This is a genomic window from Natrinema altunense, assembly GCF_000731985.1.
Taxonomy (GTDB): domain Archaea; phylum Halobacteriota; class Halobacteria; order Halobacteriales; family Natrialbaceae; genus Natrinema; species Natrinema altunense.
In genome coordinates this window covers 187,873-202,864 of sequence record NZ_JNCS01000003.1, presented here as the reverse complement: position 1 = coordinate 202,864, position 14,992 = coordinate 187,873, and the positions used below count along the sequence as shown (strand labels likewise).

At 62.4% G+C, this 14,992-nt stretch carries 14 protein-coding genes and 1 tRNA gene; 6 read left to right on the top strand and 9 right to left on the bottom strand.

Translation table 11 applies throughout. The annotated features are described in order from the left end of the window. Nucleotides 1-6: 6 nt before the first annotated feature. From ALTAJ2_RS07845 to ALTAJ2_RS07835, 3 genes are all read right to left on the bottom strand, one after another. Nucleotides 7-774, bottom strand: coding sequence for a mechanosensitive ion channel family protein (locus ALTAJ2_RS07845; RefSeq protein ID WP_007109164.1), 768 nt, complete (start codon nucleotides 772-774; stop codon nucleotides 7-9). Nucleotide 775: 1 nt separating this feature from the next. Continuing rightward, entirely contained in the window at nucleotides 776-1,588 is an 813-nt protein-coding gene (gene dacZ / locus ALTAJ2_RS07840) for a diadenylate cyclase DacZ (protein ID WP_007109165.1), read from the bottom strand. A 108-nt stretch (nucleotides 1,589-1,696) separates the two neighbouring features. Next, nucleotides 1,697-2,098 carry a hypothetical protein gene (locus tag ALTAJ2_RS07835; RefSeq protein WP_007109166.1) on the bottom strand — a complete coding sequence of 134 codons (402 nt, stop codon included), beginning with the start codon at nucleotides 2,096-2,098 and terminating at the stop codon, nucleotides 1,697-1,699. Between the two features lie 220 nt (nucleotides 2,099-2,318). Between ALTAJ2_RS07835 and ALTAJ2_RS07830 the strand changes: the two genes are divergently transcribed. Together ALTAJ2_RS07830 and ALTAJ2_RS07825 are read left to right on the top strand one after the other, a co-directional pair. Continuing rightward, nucleotides 2,319-2,576 carry a phage repressor protein gene (locus ALTAJ2_RS07830; RefSeq protein WP_049900224.1) on the top strand — a complete coding sequence of 86 codons (258 nt, stop codon included), beginning with the start codon at nucleotides 2,319-2,321 and terminating at the stop codon, nucleotides 2,574-2,576. Nucleotides 2,577-2,734: 158 nt separating this feature from the next. Beyond that, nucleotides 2,735-4,459 carry a DUF262 domain-containing protein gene (locus ALTAJ2_RS07825; RefSeq protein WP_049900227.1) on the top strand — a complete coding sequence of 575 codons (1,725 nt, stop codon included), beginning with the start codon at nucleotides 2,735-2,737 and terminating at the stop codon, nucleotides 4,457-4,459. Nucleotides 4,460-4,782: 323 nt separating this feature from the next. Here ALTAJ2_RS07825 and ALTAJ2_RS07820 read toward each other — a convergent pair. Beyond that, nucleotides 4,783-4,867, bottom strand: a tRNA-Leu gene (locus ALTAJ2_RS07820). Between the two features lie 95 nt (nucleotides 4,868-4,962). After that, a complete protein-coding gene (locus ALTAJ2_RS19650) occupies nucleotides 4,963-5,136 on the bottom strand; it encodes a hypothetical protein (protein WP_007109170.1) in 174 nt (57 codons plus the stop codon). Between the two features lie 231 nt (nucleotides 5,137-5,367). Between ALTAJ2_RS19650 and ALTAJ2_RS07815 the strand changes: the two genes are divergently transcribed. Next, complete coding sequence (locus tag ALTAJ2_RS07815; protein ID WP_007109171.1) at nucleotides 5,368-5,676, top strand: transcription initiation factor IIB family protein; 309 nt, start codon at nucleotides 5,368-5,370, stop codon at nucleotides 5,674-5,676. A gap of 138 nt (nucleotides 5,677-5,814) precedes the next feature. On the opposite strand, the gene ALTAJ2_RS07810 is transcribed toward ALTAJ2_RS07815, so the two are convergent. Next, complete coding sequence (locus tag ALTAJ2_RS07810) at nucleotides 5,815-6,282, bottom strand: phosphopantetheine adenylyltransferase (protein WP_007109172.1); 468 nt, start codon at nucleotides 6,280-6,282, stop codon at nucleotides 5,815-5,817. A gap of 149 nt (nucleotides 6,283-6,431) precedes the next feature. Between ALTAJ2_RS07810 and ALTAJ2_RS07805 the strand changes: the two genes are divergently transcribed. From ALTAJ2_RS07805 to ALTAJ2_RS07795, 3 genes are all read left to right on the top strand, one after another. Beyond that, nucleotides 6,432-8,687: an NADP-dependent malic enzyme gene (locus tag ALTAJ2_RS07805; RefSeq protein WP_007109173.1), complete on the top strand. Its 2,256-nt coding sequence runs from the start codon at nucleotides 6,432-6,434 to the stop codon at nucleotides 8,685-8,687. 4 nt (nucleotides 8,688-8,691) lie between these two features. Continuing rightward, a complete protein-coding gene (locus tag ALTAJ2_RS07800) occupies nucleotides 8,692-10,152 on the top strand; it encodes an outer membrane protein assembly factor BamB family protein (RefSeq protein ID WP_007109174.1) in 1,461 nt (486 codons plus the stop codon). A gap of 213 nt (nucleotides 10,153-10,365) precedes the next feature. Then, entirely contained in the window at nucleotides 10,366-10,737 is a 372-nt protein-coding gene (locus ALTAJ2_RS07795; RefSeq protein WP_007109175.1) for a 30S ribosomal protein S8e, read from the top strand. A gap of 168 nt (nucleotides 10,738-10,905) precedes the next feature. Here ALTAJ2_RS07795 and ALTAJ2_RS07790 read toward each other — a convergent pair whose 3' ends face one another. From ALTAJ2_RS07790 to ppk1, 3 genes are all read right to left on the bottom strand, one after another. Beyond that, a complete protein-coding gene (locus ALTAJ2_RS07790; protein WP_007109176.1) occupies nucleotides 10,906-11,901 on the bottom strand; it encodes a phosphate uptake regulator PhoU in 996 nt (331 codons plus the stop codon). Between the two features lie 242 nt (nucleotides 11,902-12,143). Next, on the bottom strand, nucleotides 12,144-12,371 hold the full coding sequence (locus ALTAJ2_RS07785) for a DUF7511 domain-containing protein (RefSeq protein ID WP_007109177.1): 228 nt from the start codon (nucleotides 12,369-12,371) through the stop codon (nucleotides 12,144-12,146). 205 nt (nucleotides 12,372-12,576) lie between these two features. Then, nucleotides 12,577-14,991 (bottom strand): polyphosphate kinase 1, encoded by a 2,415-nt coding sequence (gene ppk1 / locus ALTAJ2_RS07780; protein WP_007109178.1) that lies wholly within the window; start codon nucleotides 14,989-14,991, stop codon nucleotides 12,577-12,579. Nucleotide 14,992: the final 1 nt, after the last annotated feature.

Sequence of the window (14,992 nt, the reverse complement as noted above, 5' to 3'; positions counted from 1 at the left end):
GCCGCGTCAGTCCCGCATCCGGACGACGCCGTCCTCGAAGACCTTCCGGTTCGGAACGATGTATTCCTCGGAGTCGTCCTCGATTTTCGTGACGAACAGGTCGACCTCCTGGACGATCCCCGTCTGGTCGCCGACCCGGATCTCGTCGCCGATCCCGTAGGGCTGGTTGAGCAACAGGTAGATGCCGGCGGCGCTCGAGACGAGGAAGTCCTTGAACGCGACGGTGCCGACGATGACGACGCCGACGGCGTAGACCGTCAGCAGGATCAGCAACGCGAGGACGTGAACGCCGACCTGTCCGAGCGCGATGATGAAGGTGACGTAGAGAACGGAGTACTTGACGAGTTTCGGGATGACGGATACTTCGGGGAGCTTGACGCCCCGGAGATACTCGCTGACGATCAGTTCGGACTTGTCCGCGACGATGAAGCCGAGAATGAGCACGAGGACGGCGATGAACAGTTGCGGGATGAACTCCGTGACCCGCAGCCAGAACGCGTCCGTGTCGAGCAACTGCGCGATGTGGATCGCGGTCAACACCGCGATCCCGTAGATGAACCACGAACTCAGCCGCGCGACGATCTCGACCGTCGAGGTACCGATCGACTGGGCCGTCCGTTCGAAGGGGGTGCCTTCGACGGTCTCCGGGACGCCCGAAGCCGAGAGCAACTCCTCGTTGAGCCGGCCGACCAGATAGCCGACGACGAGGCCGAGTGCCAGGACCGCCGCCGCGATGACGGCCGGTTCGTCGAGGAGTGGCTGCCACGCTACCATATCAGTACGCCTCCGGATCGACCTCCAGAATGAGTTCACCGGCCTTGAACGCCCGGACGAGCCCGTCGCTCTCCGAGAGCACGATCGAGATCGAGTTGGTATCCCGCGTGATCGCAGCGCCGGACATGTGTCGCGCACCCAGCCCTTTCGGAATGTCGATCCCCTCGGCGGACGGCTCGAGGTAGCGATACGCCGAGACGATCTTGCCCGCGTCGGAGATGATGAACGCGCCGTCGAGCCGCGAGAACTCCTTGAGCATGACGTTCACGATGGGGTCGCCGACGTGGACGTGGGACTTCTCGAAGGGGTTGTACGAGAGCGGCCGCGACTTATTCATCACTTTCCCCGCGTCGCCGACGACGAACAGCGCGCCGACGGGCTTGCCCTTCTGACCCTTCTTGCCGAGTTCGATCGCCACCTCGAGAACCGCCTTGACGACCTCCGGGTCCGCCCGGGATTTGACGAACAGGTCGTAGATCCCCGTCTGGGTCTCCGCGTCCGCCCGGACGCGCGAGACCGTATCGATCTCGTCGCTGAAGACGCTCGTCGCACACGCGAGGTCGTCCCCGTCCTCGACGACACCCTGTTCGAGGGCGCCCTCGAGACCGAAGCGAATCCGGTCGGTGATGTCTGCGAACTCGAGGGGGAGTTCGACGAACGTCTCCGCGCCGACGTCGTTTTCGGTGCCGACGACGACGATGTCGAGATCGTCGACGGCCATGACCTGCTCGTAGTACGAACCGCTGGGTGAAAAGAGCACGACCGCGTCCACACTCGCAAAGAGGTCCCCGAACACGTCGTCTAACCCGGCCATTGATACTACAACCCGGCCCTGCGCGAATAAGCGTTATGGAGCGTCTGACGCGCGTCTGTCGTTTTGCTCCGCGGCTGTCGCTCGAAACGATCGGTGGCGGCGGGCGGCTTACTGCTCGTCGGCGTCGCCGCGGGTGCGTTGGAACGCGATCGGGTCGGGGCCGTGGACGACGGTGCCCCCGCCGCCGCTGGTCCGGATCATCGGCACGGTTCCGTCGTCCCGGTCGGTCGTCACGCCTTCGTGGACGGGGCGTCTCGACAGCGCTCGGCGGGCGAACGCGGCTTCGGCGCGGATCTCCCGCAGGTGCCGGACCGCGTCCCGTCGCCACTCCTGCTCGCAGTCGTCGGCGTCGGCCGTCGCCTCGACCGCCGCCAGCAGGTCGCGACTGATCGCCTCGATCGCCCCGAGGCGTTCGCCGTAGCCCGCGAGCGACGCCGTTTGCGTGTCGGTGTCGGTCGATTCGTCCGGTCGGTCGGGGGCGTCGGACCCCCGCGAGTCGTCGGTTGGCATTGGTCGTCGTGGGAGCGATTACGGACCGTCGTTCTCTCACTACGTAGCGTTCAACGACACGGTCGCTTCGCTCCCGTACTCGACAATGTATTTTCTACTAACAAAAAACTGTGCCTTACATATTTACAAAGATTAGATAACTCTCGTAAGGGAGTCGTTCATTGCCCATAACAACGTTCCAGCGTACATTGATGGAGTACTGCTTAGCATAGCTCTACCAATGCGAAAGCGCGCTGAGTGGATGACGCGGGCAGACGACGAAATCCTCGAGTATCTAGGAGCGCAGGGCGCTGGGACGCCCAAATCGATCGCCGACGAAATCGACCGAAACAACAACTACATCGGCGTTCGCTGCCGCAAACTCGCTTCGTACGGCCTCGTCGAGCGGCCATCGCGCGGGTTCTACGTGATCACCGACGCGGGGACGGCGTATCTCGAGGGCGAATTAGACGCGAGTACGTTATCGGACGACGAGTAACGAGCGTTGAGTATGACTGATCGATTTATGTTTATGAATAGTTCCATTTCATAGCTATCGAAGACTGTATTAGATTGAAGAGACCGCCGAGCTATACTATCTGATAGTGACTTTCTATTCCCATTAGAGTTTTATAGAGTGCCCCCCGTTTAAGCGACATGTCCAGTATGGGGTTTAACCTCTCAGCAGATGACCATAATGTTGGAGAGGTTCTAGAAGGGTCTAAACAGATTCGTGTCCCTGATTATCAGCGAGAATATTCATGGGGAAAAGATCAGTGGAGTGAGCTTTGGGACGACGTATATGCACTCACGCAAGATAGAAACAATCACTTCTTGGGTTCTGTCGTTGTGATAGAGGGACAGGGAGACGATATAAAACATCTCGAGCTAGTCGATGGCCAACAACGTATAACGACAATCTGTATCCTCCTCTGTGCCATCCGTGACCGATTTGAAGAAGATGGTGAGGATTATGACGATGATGTTGCTAGCTTGATTGATGAAATTCTTTGGATAACTAGCCAACGAACGAGGAAAGAATATCAAAAAGTAAGATTGAATGAATATAATAATCCATATTTTAGACATATACTTGAAGGAGAAGCGGACGAGATCGAAGATTCCCAAGTGAAGGACGCATACGAATACTATCGAGAGAAAATAGATGAGAAGACGCTTGAACGGTTAGATAACGTTTGGATTGAATTGATTGAATCCATTTCTATGGTCCAGATTGAGTGTAGTAGCGAAGTGTCTGCATTCAGACTTTTCGAGAGTCTGAATGATAAAGGTCTGGACCTCGGGTCTGTTGACCTTGTAAAGAATCGTATCTTTATGGAAGCGAACCAAGACGAGGATATTGATGAAGACCGTGTGAAAGAGATCTGGGAAGATATTCTCAGTGTCATCCGGCCAGAACTCACTCAACAATATCGATTCTTCTGTCACTATTTCATGTCTATTCAAGAGCCCGAAGCAACAGACAATGTATCTAAACGGAAACTCTACGATTATGTGAACGAGCTACTTGAGGGTCGTCTTCAAGCTCATGACATGTCCCTTGAGGAATTACTTGAGGATATGTATGGAAAATCCAAAGTCTATGTAAACATCAAAAATGGAGAGGTTAAGAAATTCCGTAAATACACCAACGACCTAAACGAAAAGATAGAATCTACTCAACTCAAAAACAAACGGATTCGTACGCTATTGCTACGTATCATCACAGAATATGATGATGCAGATGATGTGCTTGAAGCGCTTTATATCTTAGAAGTTCTAAACATTCGTAACAAAATTGCTGGTCGTAACTCTAACACTAGTCGAGATAGATTTTGGTGTCGGGCCTGCACAATGTTGACGAAACAAGACAATCAAAACGAATACCTAAGACGGTTAGCAGAGCAGCGGTCGCCCAGTGATACTGTTCTGAGAGAGCGAATGGTTAATCGAGAATTCAAGAATAATGACTTTACGAAATACGTTCTTGACCGTATCGAGGAGGAGTATTACATGCGTTCCAGTCGGGGAAAAGGTGTGAACGATAGGTCCAAAGTTGATATTGAACACATCGCGCCTCAGAGTGCATTCACAGCAGATAAATACAGTGAGTGGAAGCGCTATCTGAACTGTACAGAAGAAGAGTTCGAGGAATACAAGAAGCGGATTGGTAACCTAACTCTCCTCGAAGACCGTGTGAATCAGAGTGCATCTGATAATCCCTTCGAGCAGAAGTGCCGTATCTATTCGCATAAAACAGAATTCAAAATGGCAGAAGCTGTCGCAGATAATTATAACGAGTGGGGTATTGAGCAGATTGTAGAACGAAGTGAAGAACTCGCAGATATTGTGAACGAAATCTGGTGTATGGAAAACGTCTAATCCGATATTTTGTACTGATATGAATGTCTCGAATAAAACTCCTGGTATAAATATCAACGACGGCAGATGTGAGAGATAAGCAATGTAGATTGCGCAGTTGGATTCGAACCGTGCAGACATCACTTTGCTCGTCCGCTGGGCCACGACTCCGCTCTTGCTCTCTCACTCCAAACTGCTCGCTCCGCTCGCAGGGTTCCGGTCAGTGCGCAGAACCGGATTCGAACCGGGGGAAGACGATCGCTCTCGCTTCGCTCGAGCGCTGCGATGTCCAGGGTTCGAATCCGCTGACCGCAGTCTCCGCTCACGAAGTTGTTCGCGGAGAATGCGCGGGACCGGATTCGAACCGGCGGACCCCTACGGGACAGCGTCCTAAGCGCTGCGCCGTTGGCCTAGCTTGGCTACCCGCGCTCACTCCCGAGTTTTCACGAATCGAGTAAGTACCTGTCGGTCCGCGCTAACGGCGCGCCGGCCGCCGGATCGTCCCGCCCGCCCCTCGTGTGGCGCTAACAGTGTTTCACCGGCTCCTCCGGCGACCAGTCCGGGGGAACGATGAACGTCACGTGCTCGGGGTCCCGAAGCTGATGGAGTTCCGCGGCCTGTTCGGCCAGCGACCGCTCCCGGTACGGCATCTCGAGTCCGCACCCGGTACAGACGAGTTTGCAGGTTGGGTCTTTCATGGACAGGTGCGACCGCCCCGGCGACCGACGTCCCGCCCTTGGGGCGACGGCTGGTTTAGTAGTCGTCGCCTAGTGAAATCGGCCGAGAACGGCCGTATTTCCGAGCTATTCGTATCTGAACGTTGCCGGTCGTAGTGCATCATTGGCGACCCGATCCGACGCGATCGCCGTCGAGCGCCGCGGCGGGTCGGCGACCGTAGGTTTATGCCGTCCGACCCGATACCCGGCAGTATGCACAGCGCCCGGGATCGCATCGAGTACGAACCGTGGCTCGAGGAACTCGAGACCGCCGCCGAGCGCCTGGACCTCTCGACGGAGGCGCGATCGTGTGCGGTCGATCTCTTCCTCGCCGACGTGCCGGCGTCCGATCGCTCGAAACGGGCGGTCCTGGCCGCCAGCCTCTATGCCGGGTCGCTCGTCGCCGGCGAGGGCCGCACGCAGGGCGCGGTCGCGGAGGCCGCGGACGTCTCTCGGCTCTCGATCCAATCCCGCTGGAAGGAGTTGCTCGAGGCGGCCGGACTCGAGCCGCCGCGCTGGTAACGCCGTCGTACACCCGTTCGGTCGCCGCTCAGTGGCGGACTGAATCGGGCTACGTATCCGATACGAGAACGGACGCCGCGCCCCGAGTCCAGCGGCACGCGCCGCGATGGTGGGGCGGTTGCCGGGGACCGCGGCACATCAGTCGCCGTCGATGACCGTCCCGTGTTCGTCGATTTCGCCGGTGACGATCCGCGTGCTCGAGATGATGTCGCCGTCGTCGGCGAGGACGTGCGGGACGACGACCACGTCGAGGGCATCGTGGCCGCGCTCGCGACGGATCTCGTTGATCCGCGTGCCGCCCTCGCGGGTCTCCGGCGAGACGACGAGGTAGTCGTACTGCGGTTCCGTTGCGATCCCCGTCGGCGACTCGAGTTTCCGGACCTCGAACGCGCGGTCGTGGTCGGCCGCGATCGACTCGAGTTCGGTCTCGAGGTCCGCCTTCCGGTCGTCGAACGATCGGACTCGCCGCTCGACGTCTCGTGTCTTCGGCGCGAGTTCGTCGCTGGTCAACCCGACCGTCACGTCTCCGAGTTCGAACGCCCGTTCGAACAGCCGTCGATGGCCGTCATGAACGGGGTCGAAGGTCCCACCAAGCGCGACGTCCATACCCCACGTCAGTCCCGCGGGGCGTATAAAACGGTCGAATCATCATCTTTTCTCACGGAACGTCGACCCCCCGGTATACGCGGTTAGTTCGACAGTCGTCGAAACTCCCCTTCGCATTGTTTTTAGTAGTCCCCTGCAGTGTCCCCGATATGGGACTAGACGAGGACGCACTGGAGTACCACCGGACCGATCCGCCCGGAAAGATCGAGATATCGACCACGAAACCGACGAACACGCAGCGGGACCTCTCGCTCGCGTACTCGCCCGGCGTCGCCGCGCCGTGTCTCGAGATCGACGAGGACGAAACCGACGCCTACAGCTACACGGCGAAGGGGAACCTCGTCGGCGTCGTCTCGAACGGCTCGGCCGTGCTCGGCCTCGGCGACATCGGCGCACAGGCCTCCAAACCGGTCATGGAGGGGAAAGGCGTCCTGTTCAAGCGCTTCGCCGACATCGACGTCTTCGACCTCGAACTCGACGACTCGGACCCTCACAAGCTCGTCGAGGCCATCAAAATGATGGAGCCGACGTTCGGCGGCATCAATCTCGAGGACATCAAAGCACCCGAGTGTTTCACCGTCGAGGAACGGCTGCGCGAGGAGATCGACATTCCGGTCTTCCACGACGACCAACACGGCACCGCGATCATTTCGGGTGCCGCCCTGCTCAACGCCGCCGACATCGCCGGCAAGAGTCTCGACGAACTCGAGGTCGTCTTCTCCGGAGCCGGGGCGAGTGCCATCGCGACGGCGCGGTTCTACGTCTCGCTTGGCGTCCGGAAGGAGAACATCACGATGTGTGACTCCTCGGGGATCATCACCGCGGACCGCGCCGCCGCGGGCGAGGTCAACGAGTACAAACAGCAGTTCGCCCGCGACGTGCCCGAGGGCGGGCTCGCGGACGCGATGGAGGGGGCCGACGTCTTCGTTGGGCTCTCGATCGGCGGCATCGTCTCGCAGGAGATGGTCCAGTCGATGGCCGCCGACCCGATCGTCTTCGCGATGGCCAACCCCGATCCCGAGATCGGGTACGAGGAGGCCAAGGCGGCCCGCGACGACACCGTCATTATGGCCACCGGCCGCTCGGACTACCCGAATCAGGTCAACAACGTCCTCGGGTTCCCGTTCATCTTCCGCGGGGCGCTCGACGTGCGCGCCACCGAGATCAACGAGGAGATGAAGGTCGCCTGCGCCGAGGCGCTGGCCGAACTCGCCCGACAGGACGTTCCCGATGCGGTCGTCAAGGCCTACGGCGACGAGCCGATTCAGTACGGCCCCGACTACATCATTCCCAAGCCCGTCGACCCGCGGGTGCTCTTCCGCGTCGCGCCGGCGATCGCCGACGCCGCGATGGAGTCCGGTGCCGCCCGCACCGAGATCGACCTCGAGGCCTACGAGGAGGAACTCGAGGCCCGCCTCGGCAAGTCCCGCGAGATGATGCGGGTCGTCCTCAATAAGGCCAAGAGCGATCCCAAGACGGTCGCGCTCGCGGAGGGCGAGAACGAGAAGATGATCCGCGCGGCCTACCAGATTCAGGAGCAGGGGATCGCCCTGCCGGTCCTGATCGGCGACGAGGACGAGATCAGAGGGACCGCCGCCAACCTCGGACTGGACTTCGACCCGACGGTCGCCGATCCGTCCGTCGGCGACTACGAGGAGTACGCCGACCGGCTTCACGAACTCCGCGCTCGGAAGGGGATCACGCGCAGCGAGGCCGGCGAACTCATCGAGCGCGACTCGAACTACTTCGGGAGCGTGATGGTCGAACAGGGCGACGCCGACGCCCTACTGACCGGGCTCTCCCATCACTACCCCTCTGCGCTGCGGCCGCCGCTGCAGGTCGTCGGGACCGACGAGGACGTCGACTACGCCGCCGGGGTCTACATGCTGACGTTCAAGAACCGCGTGATCTTCGTCGCCGACGCGACGGTCAATCAGGACCCCAACGAGGAGGTCCTCGCGGAGGTCACGAAACAGACCGGCAAGCTGGCACGCCGGTTCAACATCGAACCCCGCGCCGCCCTGCTCTCGTACTCGAACTTCGGGAGCGTCGACAACGAGGGGACCCGCAAACCCCGCAAGGCGGCCGCGATGCTGCAGGACGACCCCGAGGTCGACTTCACGGTCGACGGCGAGATGCAGGCCGACACCGCCGTCGTCGAGGACATCCTCGAGGGGACCTACGGCTTCTCCGAACTCGAGGAGCCCGCGAACGTGTTGGTCTTCCCGAACCTCGAATCGGGCAACATCGGCTACAAATTGCTCCAGCGGCTGGGCGGGGCCGACGCCATCGGCCCGATGCTGGTCGGCATGGACGAACCGGTCCACGTCCTCCAGCGCGGCGACGAGGTCAAGGACATCGTCAACCTGGCCGGCGTCGCGGTCGTCGACGCCCAGCAGGAGTGAACGCGTGAGCGAGCACGCCGCCCCTCGGGACGGTGACGCCGATCAGGACGCCGCCGACGCGGCATCCGATCGGGACCGCTCCGAAGCCGGTGGCACTCGAGTGTCGCGACGGACGCTTCTCGGGACCGCGGCGACTGCCGGGGCCGTCGGCCTCGCGGGCTGTACCGCCCGCCAGTACCGGTCACCGCCGGACTGCGGGGCCGTCGCGAGCGCCGCGGACGCCGCCGACGGCTACGTCCCGCTGCCGGCGGACGACGGGCAGTCGATGTTCCGCCGCGGACTGCGCCGGTACGGCTACTATCCCGACGCGACCGTCCCCGAGGCCGTCCGGAAAGCGTGGTCGTTCCCGGTCAACCGCATCGGACACACCGCGGCCAAGTCGACGCCGCGGCCGACGCCCGACGGCGAGACGGTTCTCGTCGCCGGCGACACCGGGACGATCCACGCCGTCGCGCCGACCGGTGAGCGCCGCTGGACCCTCGAGACCGGTGCCGGCCGGAGCCTCGGTTTCCACGGAACGCCGGCGATCGTCGGCGACACCGCCTACATCGGCGGCTACGACGGCGAACTCTACGCCGTGGACGTTCCGACCGGGGACATCGTCTGGCACACCCGGACTCGCGACTTCGGCGACGCGATCGCCATCGGCTCGAGCCCCGCGTACGTCGACGGCTCGCTCTATCTCCTGACCGAGCACAAGAACCCCGCCAGCGGCGCGCTCTGGGAGGTCGACGCCGCTACCGGCAACCCGACCTGGAGCGACGACCGTCTCTGGGGGATGCCCCATCCCTCGCCGGCGATCGACTGCGAGGCCGGCCGGCTCGTCACCGGTTCGAACGACGGCGTCGTCTACTGCTGGGAGTTCCCCTCGCTCGAGTTCGCCTGGTCGTTCCAGACGGGCGGCGAAGGCGGTCCCGACGGCAAGCCGATGGCCGGCGGTCGGTTCGATCTCGGCGCGCAGATCAAGGGGACGATCCCGGTCTACGACGGCGCGGCCTTCGTCGGTTCGTGGGACGGTCGGTTCTACCGCCTCGACCTCGCGGACGGCAGCGAGGAGTGGTCGTTCCAGACCGGCGACATCGTGATGTCGAATCCGGCGATCGATCCGAAGCAGGGAATCGTCTACGTCGGGAGCGACGATCATCACGTGTACGCGCTCGATACCGAAACGGGCGACGAACTGTGGTCGGCGGACGTCGGCGGGCGGGTCATCGGCTCGATAACCGCCACCGCCGAGACGATCCTCGTCGGGTCCTACGATACGCACCTGTACGCCCTCGACAGGGAAACCGGCGACCGGCGCTGGCGAGTCGAAAACCGCGGGCACGTGACCAGCGGCCCGATCCCGCGGGGCGACCGGATCTACTACGCCGAGCGCGGCGACTTCTCGAACTATTATGACGAGGACGAGGAGACGGTGCTCGAGGAGCCGGGTCACGCCTACTGTCTGGTACCGGATGACTGAGTGCGGGCCACTGAGACTCACCGCGAGCGACCGCAGGGAGCGAGCGGGCCGACGACCGATGTAGAGGGCCGCGAAGCGGCCCGGAACGGAGGGAGGAGTGCTTTTGATCGAAATGTTACCGAGAGCGCGGCTTGGCCGCGCTCGCAGAGTGAAATTTCGGTGGTGAAATTTCGTAGCAGTGCATTCAAGTATACGCCCGGATTTTTATCGGGTATGCAAGATCAGGGACGCTCTACGCGCAAGCGAACCGGTGGTCGACTGAAGAACGTTCGAAAGCGCCGCAAGAACGAACTCGGTCGCCTCCCGACGGAGACCGAGGTCGGCGAGCCGCGGTTCCGAACCGTCGACGTTCGAGGGAACGGATCGAAGACCCGCGCACTCGCGACGAACGTCGCGAGCGTCAACAAGGGCAGCGAAACGGTCTCCGCGGAGATCGAGGACGTCGTCGAGAACGACGCCAACCCGAACTACGTCCGCCGGAACATCGTCACGAAGGGGGCCGTCATCGAGACCTCGGAAGGACAGGCCCGCGTCACGTCCCGCCCCGGCCAGACCGGGCAGGTCAACGCCGTTCTCGTCGAGTAACGACTTTTCGACCGCAGTTTCCTACTGCTCGGGTTACGGCTCCCCGAGCGCGACGATGTTGCCGTAGTCGTCGCCGTAGACGAGCACGCCGTCAGCCACTGCGGCCGGTAGTCACAGCGGCCGTCTACAGCGGACGGACTTAACTCCACCTGCGCGTTCGGCACCCTATCACGGGCGCGGCGCGGCCTTCTGCAGCGCCGTTTCGGCGACGTTCCCGCCGTAGTCGGCGCTTCGTGACAACGAGTCGACGATCAGCCCCAGCGACTGGGCCTGTGCCGGCTCGAGGTCCCGAAGCATGTCGTCGATCTGGCGGGTGTGCTCGTCGATCTCGACGACGGCCGCGAGGGCGTCGTGACCCAGTCGGTTGGCCTCGTCGGCGTCGTCGGCGAACAGTGCGTCCATCGACTGTTCGAAGACGGTCGCGGCTTCGGCGTGGAGTCCATGGATCGCGTCGGCCACGTCGGCGGGGAGATCGTCGAGTTTGAGCGCGATGTCGCTCATCTTGACGGCGTGGTCGGCGATCCGCTCGAGTTGGCGGGCGCTCGAATGATAGTCGAAACAGTCCTCGCGGGAGACGCCGAGTTCCTCGACCGCACGCGGCGATCGCAGCGTCGCGCGGAAGATCCGCGAGACGACCAGCCAGAGGCGGTCGACGTCGTCGTCGCGCTCGATTACGTCGTGGGCGATGTCGTCGTCGTTCTCGATCAGCGCCGTCACCGCGTCCTCGAGCATCGACTGGGCGATCAGGCGCATGCGCGTGACGGCGTTGACGATCGACAGCTCCGAGGAGTCGAGCAGGTCCTGAATGACCACGCTGTCGCTGGTCTCCTCGAGCACCTCGACGCCGACGAGTCGCTGGGTCGCGTCGCGGATCGCGCTGCGCTGCTCGGTCGTGATCCGCCCCGCCTCGAGCGAGATGACATCGAAGCCGCTGACGTACATCGTCATCACGGCCCGCATCAACTCCTCGTCCTCGAGACCCGAGACGTCGAGCGTCCCTTCCTGGCGTCGGGTCTCGCGTTCGGGCGTCAAAAGGAGTTCGTCCCCTTCGGGATAGAATTCGACCGTGGTGCCGCTGCTGACGTCGTTGTCGGTCGCCCAGGTCTTCGGCAACGAAACGGTGAACGTCGACCCACCCGTGACCTGAACCTTGCGCGTCTCCATACGCCCCGCTTCCGATCGCAACAATATAAATCCACCCGTCTATAGAGAGGTTGCCGTAGAGCAGATCTATTAGTAGAGGCCATACTACGCGTGTTTTCCCCCATAATGATCGATACCCATACATCGACAACAGTTGCCATATATAGACCTATATAGTAAATGATACAGTCGAGCGATGGAACCGGCCGGATCGATCCGAACGGAAATACCGATGCGCGACCCACCGCGAGGGATCACGTCGGCTATCGGACGTCGTCGAGGTCGACGGTCGCCCGAGCGTCCGCCGAAAGCCACGTCGTCATCCGGTCCGAATCCGGGCACTCCCGCGGCGTGATGGTCCACCGATCGGGCCGGTCCTCGTATCGGACGACGATCGACTCGAGGTCGGTTCCGTCGGTCGAGTACTGCGTAGCCGTGGCTAGCCGCTGTCGAGGCGACCGATCGCCGTAACCGCTGGTGGGTCCGGTCATAGGTCTCGTGCGTACGCGAACCGAGCGACGACACGTACAAAGCGGCTGCTAATTGTGCTATTGTTCGCTCCATACGGGTATAGCGGCCGGCGTCGGTTTCGTCGCCGACCGACCGGCCTCGGCCGTCGGAAACCGGGTCCGCGTCCCTCGAGTGCCAACAACGGAACGGACCGCAAGCCACCGTCGAGTACTCGGTCAATCCGCCCTACCGACGAGTATCGCGCCGCGTCTCCGCGAGAACTGATCGCATACGCGTTTCGTGTACGTTCGTGCTCGAACCGTCGGCCGCGGGCTGGCACCGCTCGTAGGTCCCGTCCGATCGCATCACCCACCTGTTCCGATCGTCCGAGAGCAGCGTCTCGAGGATCTCGTCGAGTCGCTGTCGGAGTCGCGGCTCGTCGATCGGCGCGATGGCTTCCACCCGGTTGTCGAGATTGCGAGTCATCCAATCCGCCGAGCCGATGTAGTATCGTTCGTCCCCGCCCGCTCGGAAGTAGAAGACCCGCGAGTGCTCGAGGAAGCGGCCGACGACGCTGTAGACGTCGATCGTGTCGCTGACCCCCTCGAGCCCGGGGCGGAGCCGGCAGATGTCCCGGACGATCAGGTCGATGTCGACACCGGCCATCGACGCCTCGTAGAGTTCTCTGACGATCGCCGGGTCCTCCAACCGATTCATTTTGGCGACGATGTGTGCGTCCTCACCGTTGCGCGCGTGCTCGGCTTCGGCTCGAATGAGGTCGACGAACCGATCGCGCATGTTTCCGGGCGCGATGAGCAGGCGTCGGTAGTCCCGACACATCGAGTGGCCGGTGAAGTAGTTGAACAGCCTGACGAGGTCCTGACCGATGTCCCGGTCGGCCGTCAACAGTCCGAGGTCCTCGTACTGCTTGGCGGTCTCGGAGTGGTAGTTGCCGGTGCCGACGTGTGAATAGAGCCGGACCCCGTCGTCCTCCTCCCGGACGACCAGCGAGGTTTTCGTATGCGTCTTGTAGCCGATCGTCCCGTACGCGACGTGGATGCCCGCCTCCTCGAGTTTCTTCGCCCACGCGAGGTTGTTCTCTTCGTCGAAGCGGGCCTTGAGTTCGACCATGACGGCGACCTGTTTGCCGTTCCGGGCGGCCTCGAGCAGACTCTCGATGATCTGCGAATCGCTGGCGGTGCGGTAGATCGCCGCTTTGATCGCGAGCACGTCGGGGTCGTTGGCCGCCGCCTCCAGGAAGCGCTGGACGGTCCCCTCGAAGGAGTGGTACGGGTGGTGGACGAGCACGTCGCCGTCGCTGATCGCGTCGAAGACGTTCGTCGCGTCCTCGCAACGACCCAACCGCGGATGGGGCTGTGGCGACCACGCGGGGAGTTTCAGGTCGGGGCGATCGAGGTCGGTCAGATCGGCGAAGTCGCGGTAATCCAGCGGGCCGTCGAGGTGGAACACCTCCCGCTCGTCGAGTCCGAGTTCGCGCGTGAGGATCTCGCGAACCGCCTCCGGCGCGTCGCGCTCGATCTCGAGTCGAACGGCGGTGGCGAAGCGCCGTTCCTCGATGACCTCCTCGATCATCTCGATCAGGTCTTCGGCGACTTCCTCGTCGCGTCTGACCTCCGCGTTTCGCGTCACCCTGAAGAGGGCGGTGTCGACGATTTCGACGTCGGGAAAGAGCAACTCGAGGTTCGCCCGGACGACATCCTCGAGGAGGACGTACCGCGTGTCGTCGCCGAGTTGAACGAACCGCATCTGATTGCGCGGGATCTTCACGCGGGAGAAGGTCACCTCCTCGCCGGGTCGTTCCCGCGTCAAGACGGCCAGCGAGAGGCTCTGATTCGAGATGAACGGGAACGGGTGGGCCGGATCGAACGTCAGCGGGGTCAGGGTCGGCAGGACGGAACTCTCGAAGTACTCGCGCAACTGCTGGCGTTCGACGGCCGAAAGGTCGTCGTAGTCGGCGATGTGAATCCCCGCATCGGCCAGCGCCGGGCGGATCTCCTCGCGATAACACGCCGCCTGCCGCTCGAACAGCGGCCGAGCCGTCTCGAGGGCCGCCGCCCACTGCTCGTCGGGCGTGCGCCCGTCCGGCGTCTCCTCGGTCACGCCGGCCGCGATCTGCTGTTTCAGCCCGCCGATGCGCTTGCGGAAGAACTCGTCGAGGTTCGTGGTGACGATCGCGAGGAACCTCACGCGCTCCAACAGCGGGTTGTCCCCGTCGAGCGCCTCGTGGAGGACCCGTCGCTGGAACGCGAGTTCGCTGAGTTCGCGGTTCAGGTAGTAGGCCGGTGCCGTGAGATCGACGTCCGACCGCGCGGGGTTGATCTCCGCGGACGCGGGGACCGGGAGCACGTCCCGGTCGGACCCCGTCGCCGGGACGAGATCGTCGGTCGCGTCCGTCCGCTTGAGGATCACGGATTCCTCGTCCCGATTGGCGTCAGTCGCGTCCGGCGTCTCGTCGACCGATCGCTCGTCCGTCCCGTCGGCAGCGGCGGGCGCGTCCGCGTCGCTCCCGTCGAGGAGTTCCCGAAACGAAACTGTCGGGTCATCGCTCGGCGTCCCCTCGGACGACCGTTCGTCCGTCGGCGAGTCCCGATCGTCGCGCTCCGTCGCGTCCCGTTCGTTCGGCCCGGAATCCCCCCGCATC

What these genes read in the sequence shown, in the direction of transcription:
- ALTAJ2_RS19650 (WP_007109170.1), bottom strand. Translation starts at nt 5,136, where the DNA reads ATGAAAGACCCAACCTGCAAACTCGTCTGTACCGGGTGCGGACTCGAG.
- ALTAJ2_RS07845 (WP_007109164.1), bottom strand. Translation starts at nt 774, where the DNA reads ATGGTAGCGTGGCAGCCACTCCTCGACGAACCGGCCGTCATCGCGGCG.
- ALTAJ2_RS07810 (WP_007109172.1), bottom strand. Translation starts at nt 6,282, where the DNA reads ATGGACGTCGCGCTTGGTGGGACCTTCGACCCCGTTCATGACGGCCAT.
- ALTAJ2_RS07785 (WP_007109177.1), bottom strand. Translation starts at nt 12,371, where the DNA reads ATGACCGGACCCACCAGCGGTTACGGCGATCGGTCGCCTCGACAGCGG.
- ALTAJ2_RS07835 (WP_007109166.1), bottom strand. Translation starts at nt 2,098, where the DNA reads ATGCCAACCGACGACTCGCGGGGGTCCGACGCCCCCGACCGACCGGAC.
- ALTAJ2_RS07830 (WP_049900224.1), top strand. Translation starts at nt 2,319, where the DNA reads ATGCGAAAGCGCGCTGAGTGGATGACGCGGGCAGACGACGAAATCCTC.
- ALTAJ2_RS07790 (WP_007109176.1), bottom strand. Translation starts at nt 11,901, where the DNA reads ATGGAGACGCGCAAGGTTCAGGTCACGGGTGGGTCGACGTTCACCGTT.
- ALTAJ2_RS07825 (WP_049900227.1), top strand. Translation starts at nt 2,735, where the DNA reads ATGTCCAGTATGGGGTTTAACCTCTCAGCAGATGACCATAATGTTGGA.
- dacZ (WP_007109165.1), bottom strand. Translation starts at nt 1,588, where the DNA reads ATGGCCGGGTTAGACGACGTGTTCGGGGACCTCTTTGCGAGTGTGGAC.
- ppk1 (WP_007109178.1), bottom strand. Translation starts at nt 14,991, where the DNA reads ATGCGGGGGGATTCCGGGCCGAACGAACGGGACGCGACGGAGCGCGAC.
- ALTAJ2_RS07815 (WP_007109171.1), top strand. Translation starts at nt 5,368, where the DNA reads ATGCACAGCGCCCGGGATCGCATCGAGTACGAACCGTGGCTCGAGGAA.
- ALTAJ2_RS07795 (WP_007109175.1), top strand. Translation starts at nt 10,366, where the DNA reads ATGCAAGATCAGGGACGCTCTACGCGCAAGCGAACCGGTGGTCGACTG.
- ALTAJ2_RS07805 (WP_007109173.1), top strand. Translation starts at nt 6,432, where the DNA reads ATGGGACTAGACGAGGACGCACTGGAGTACCACCGGACCGATCCGCCC.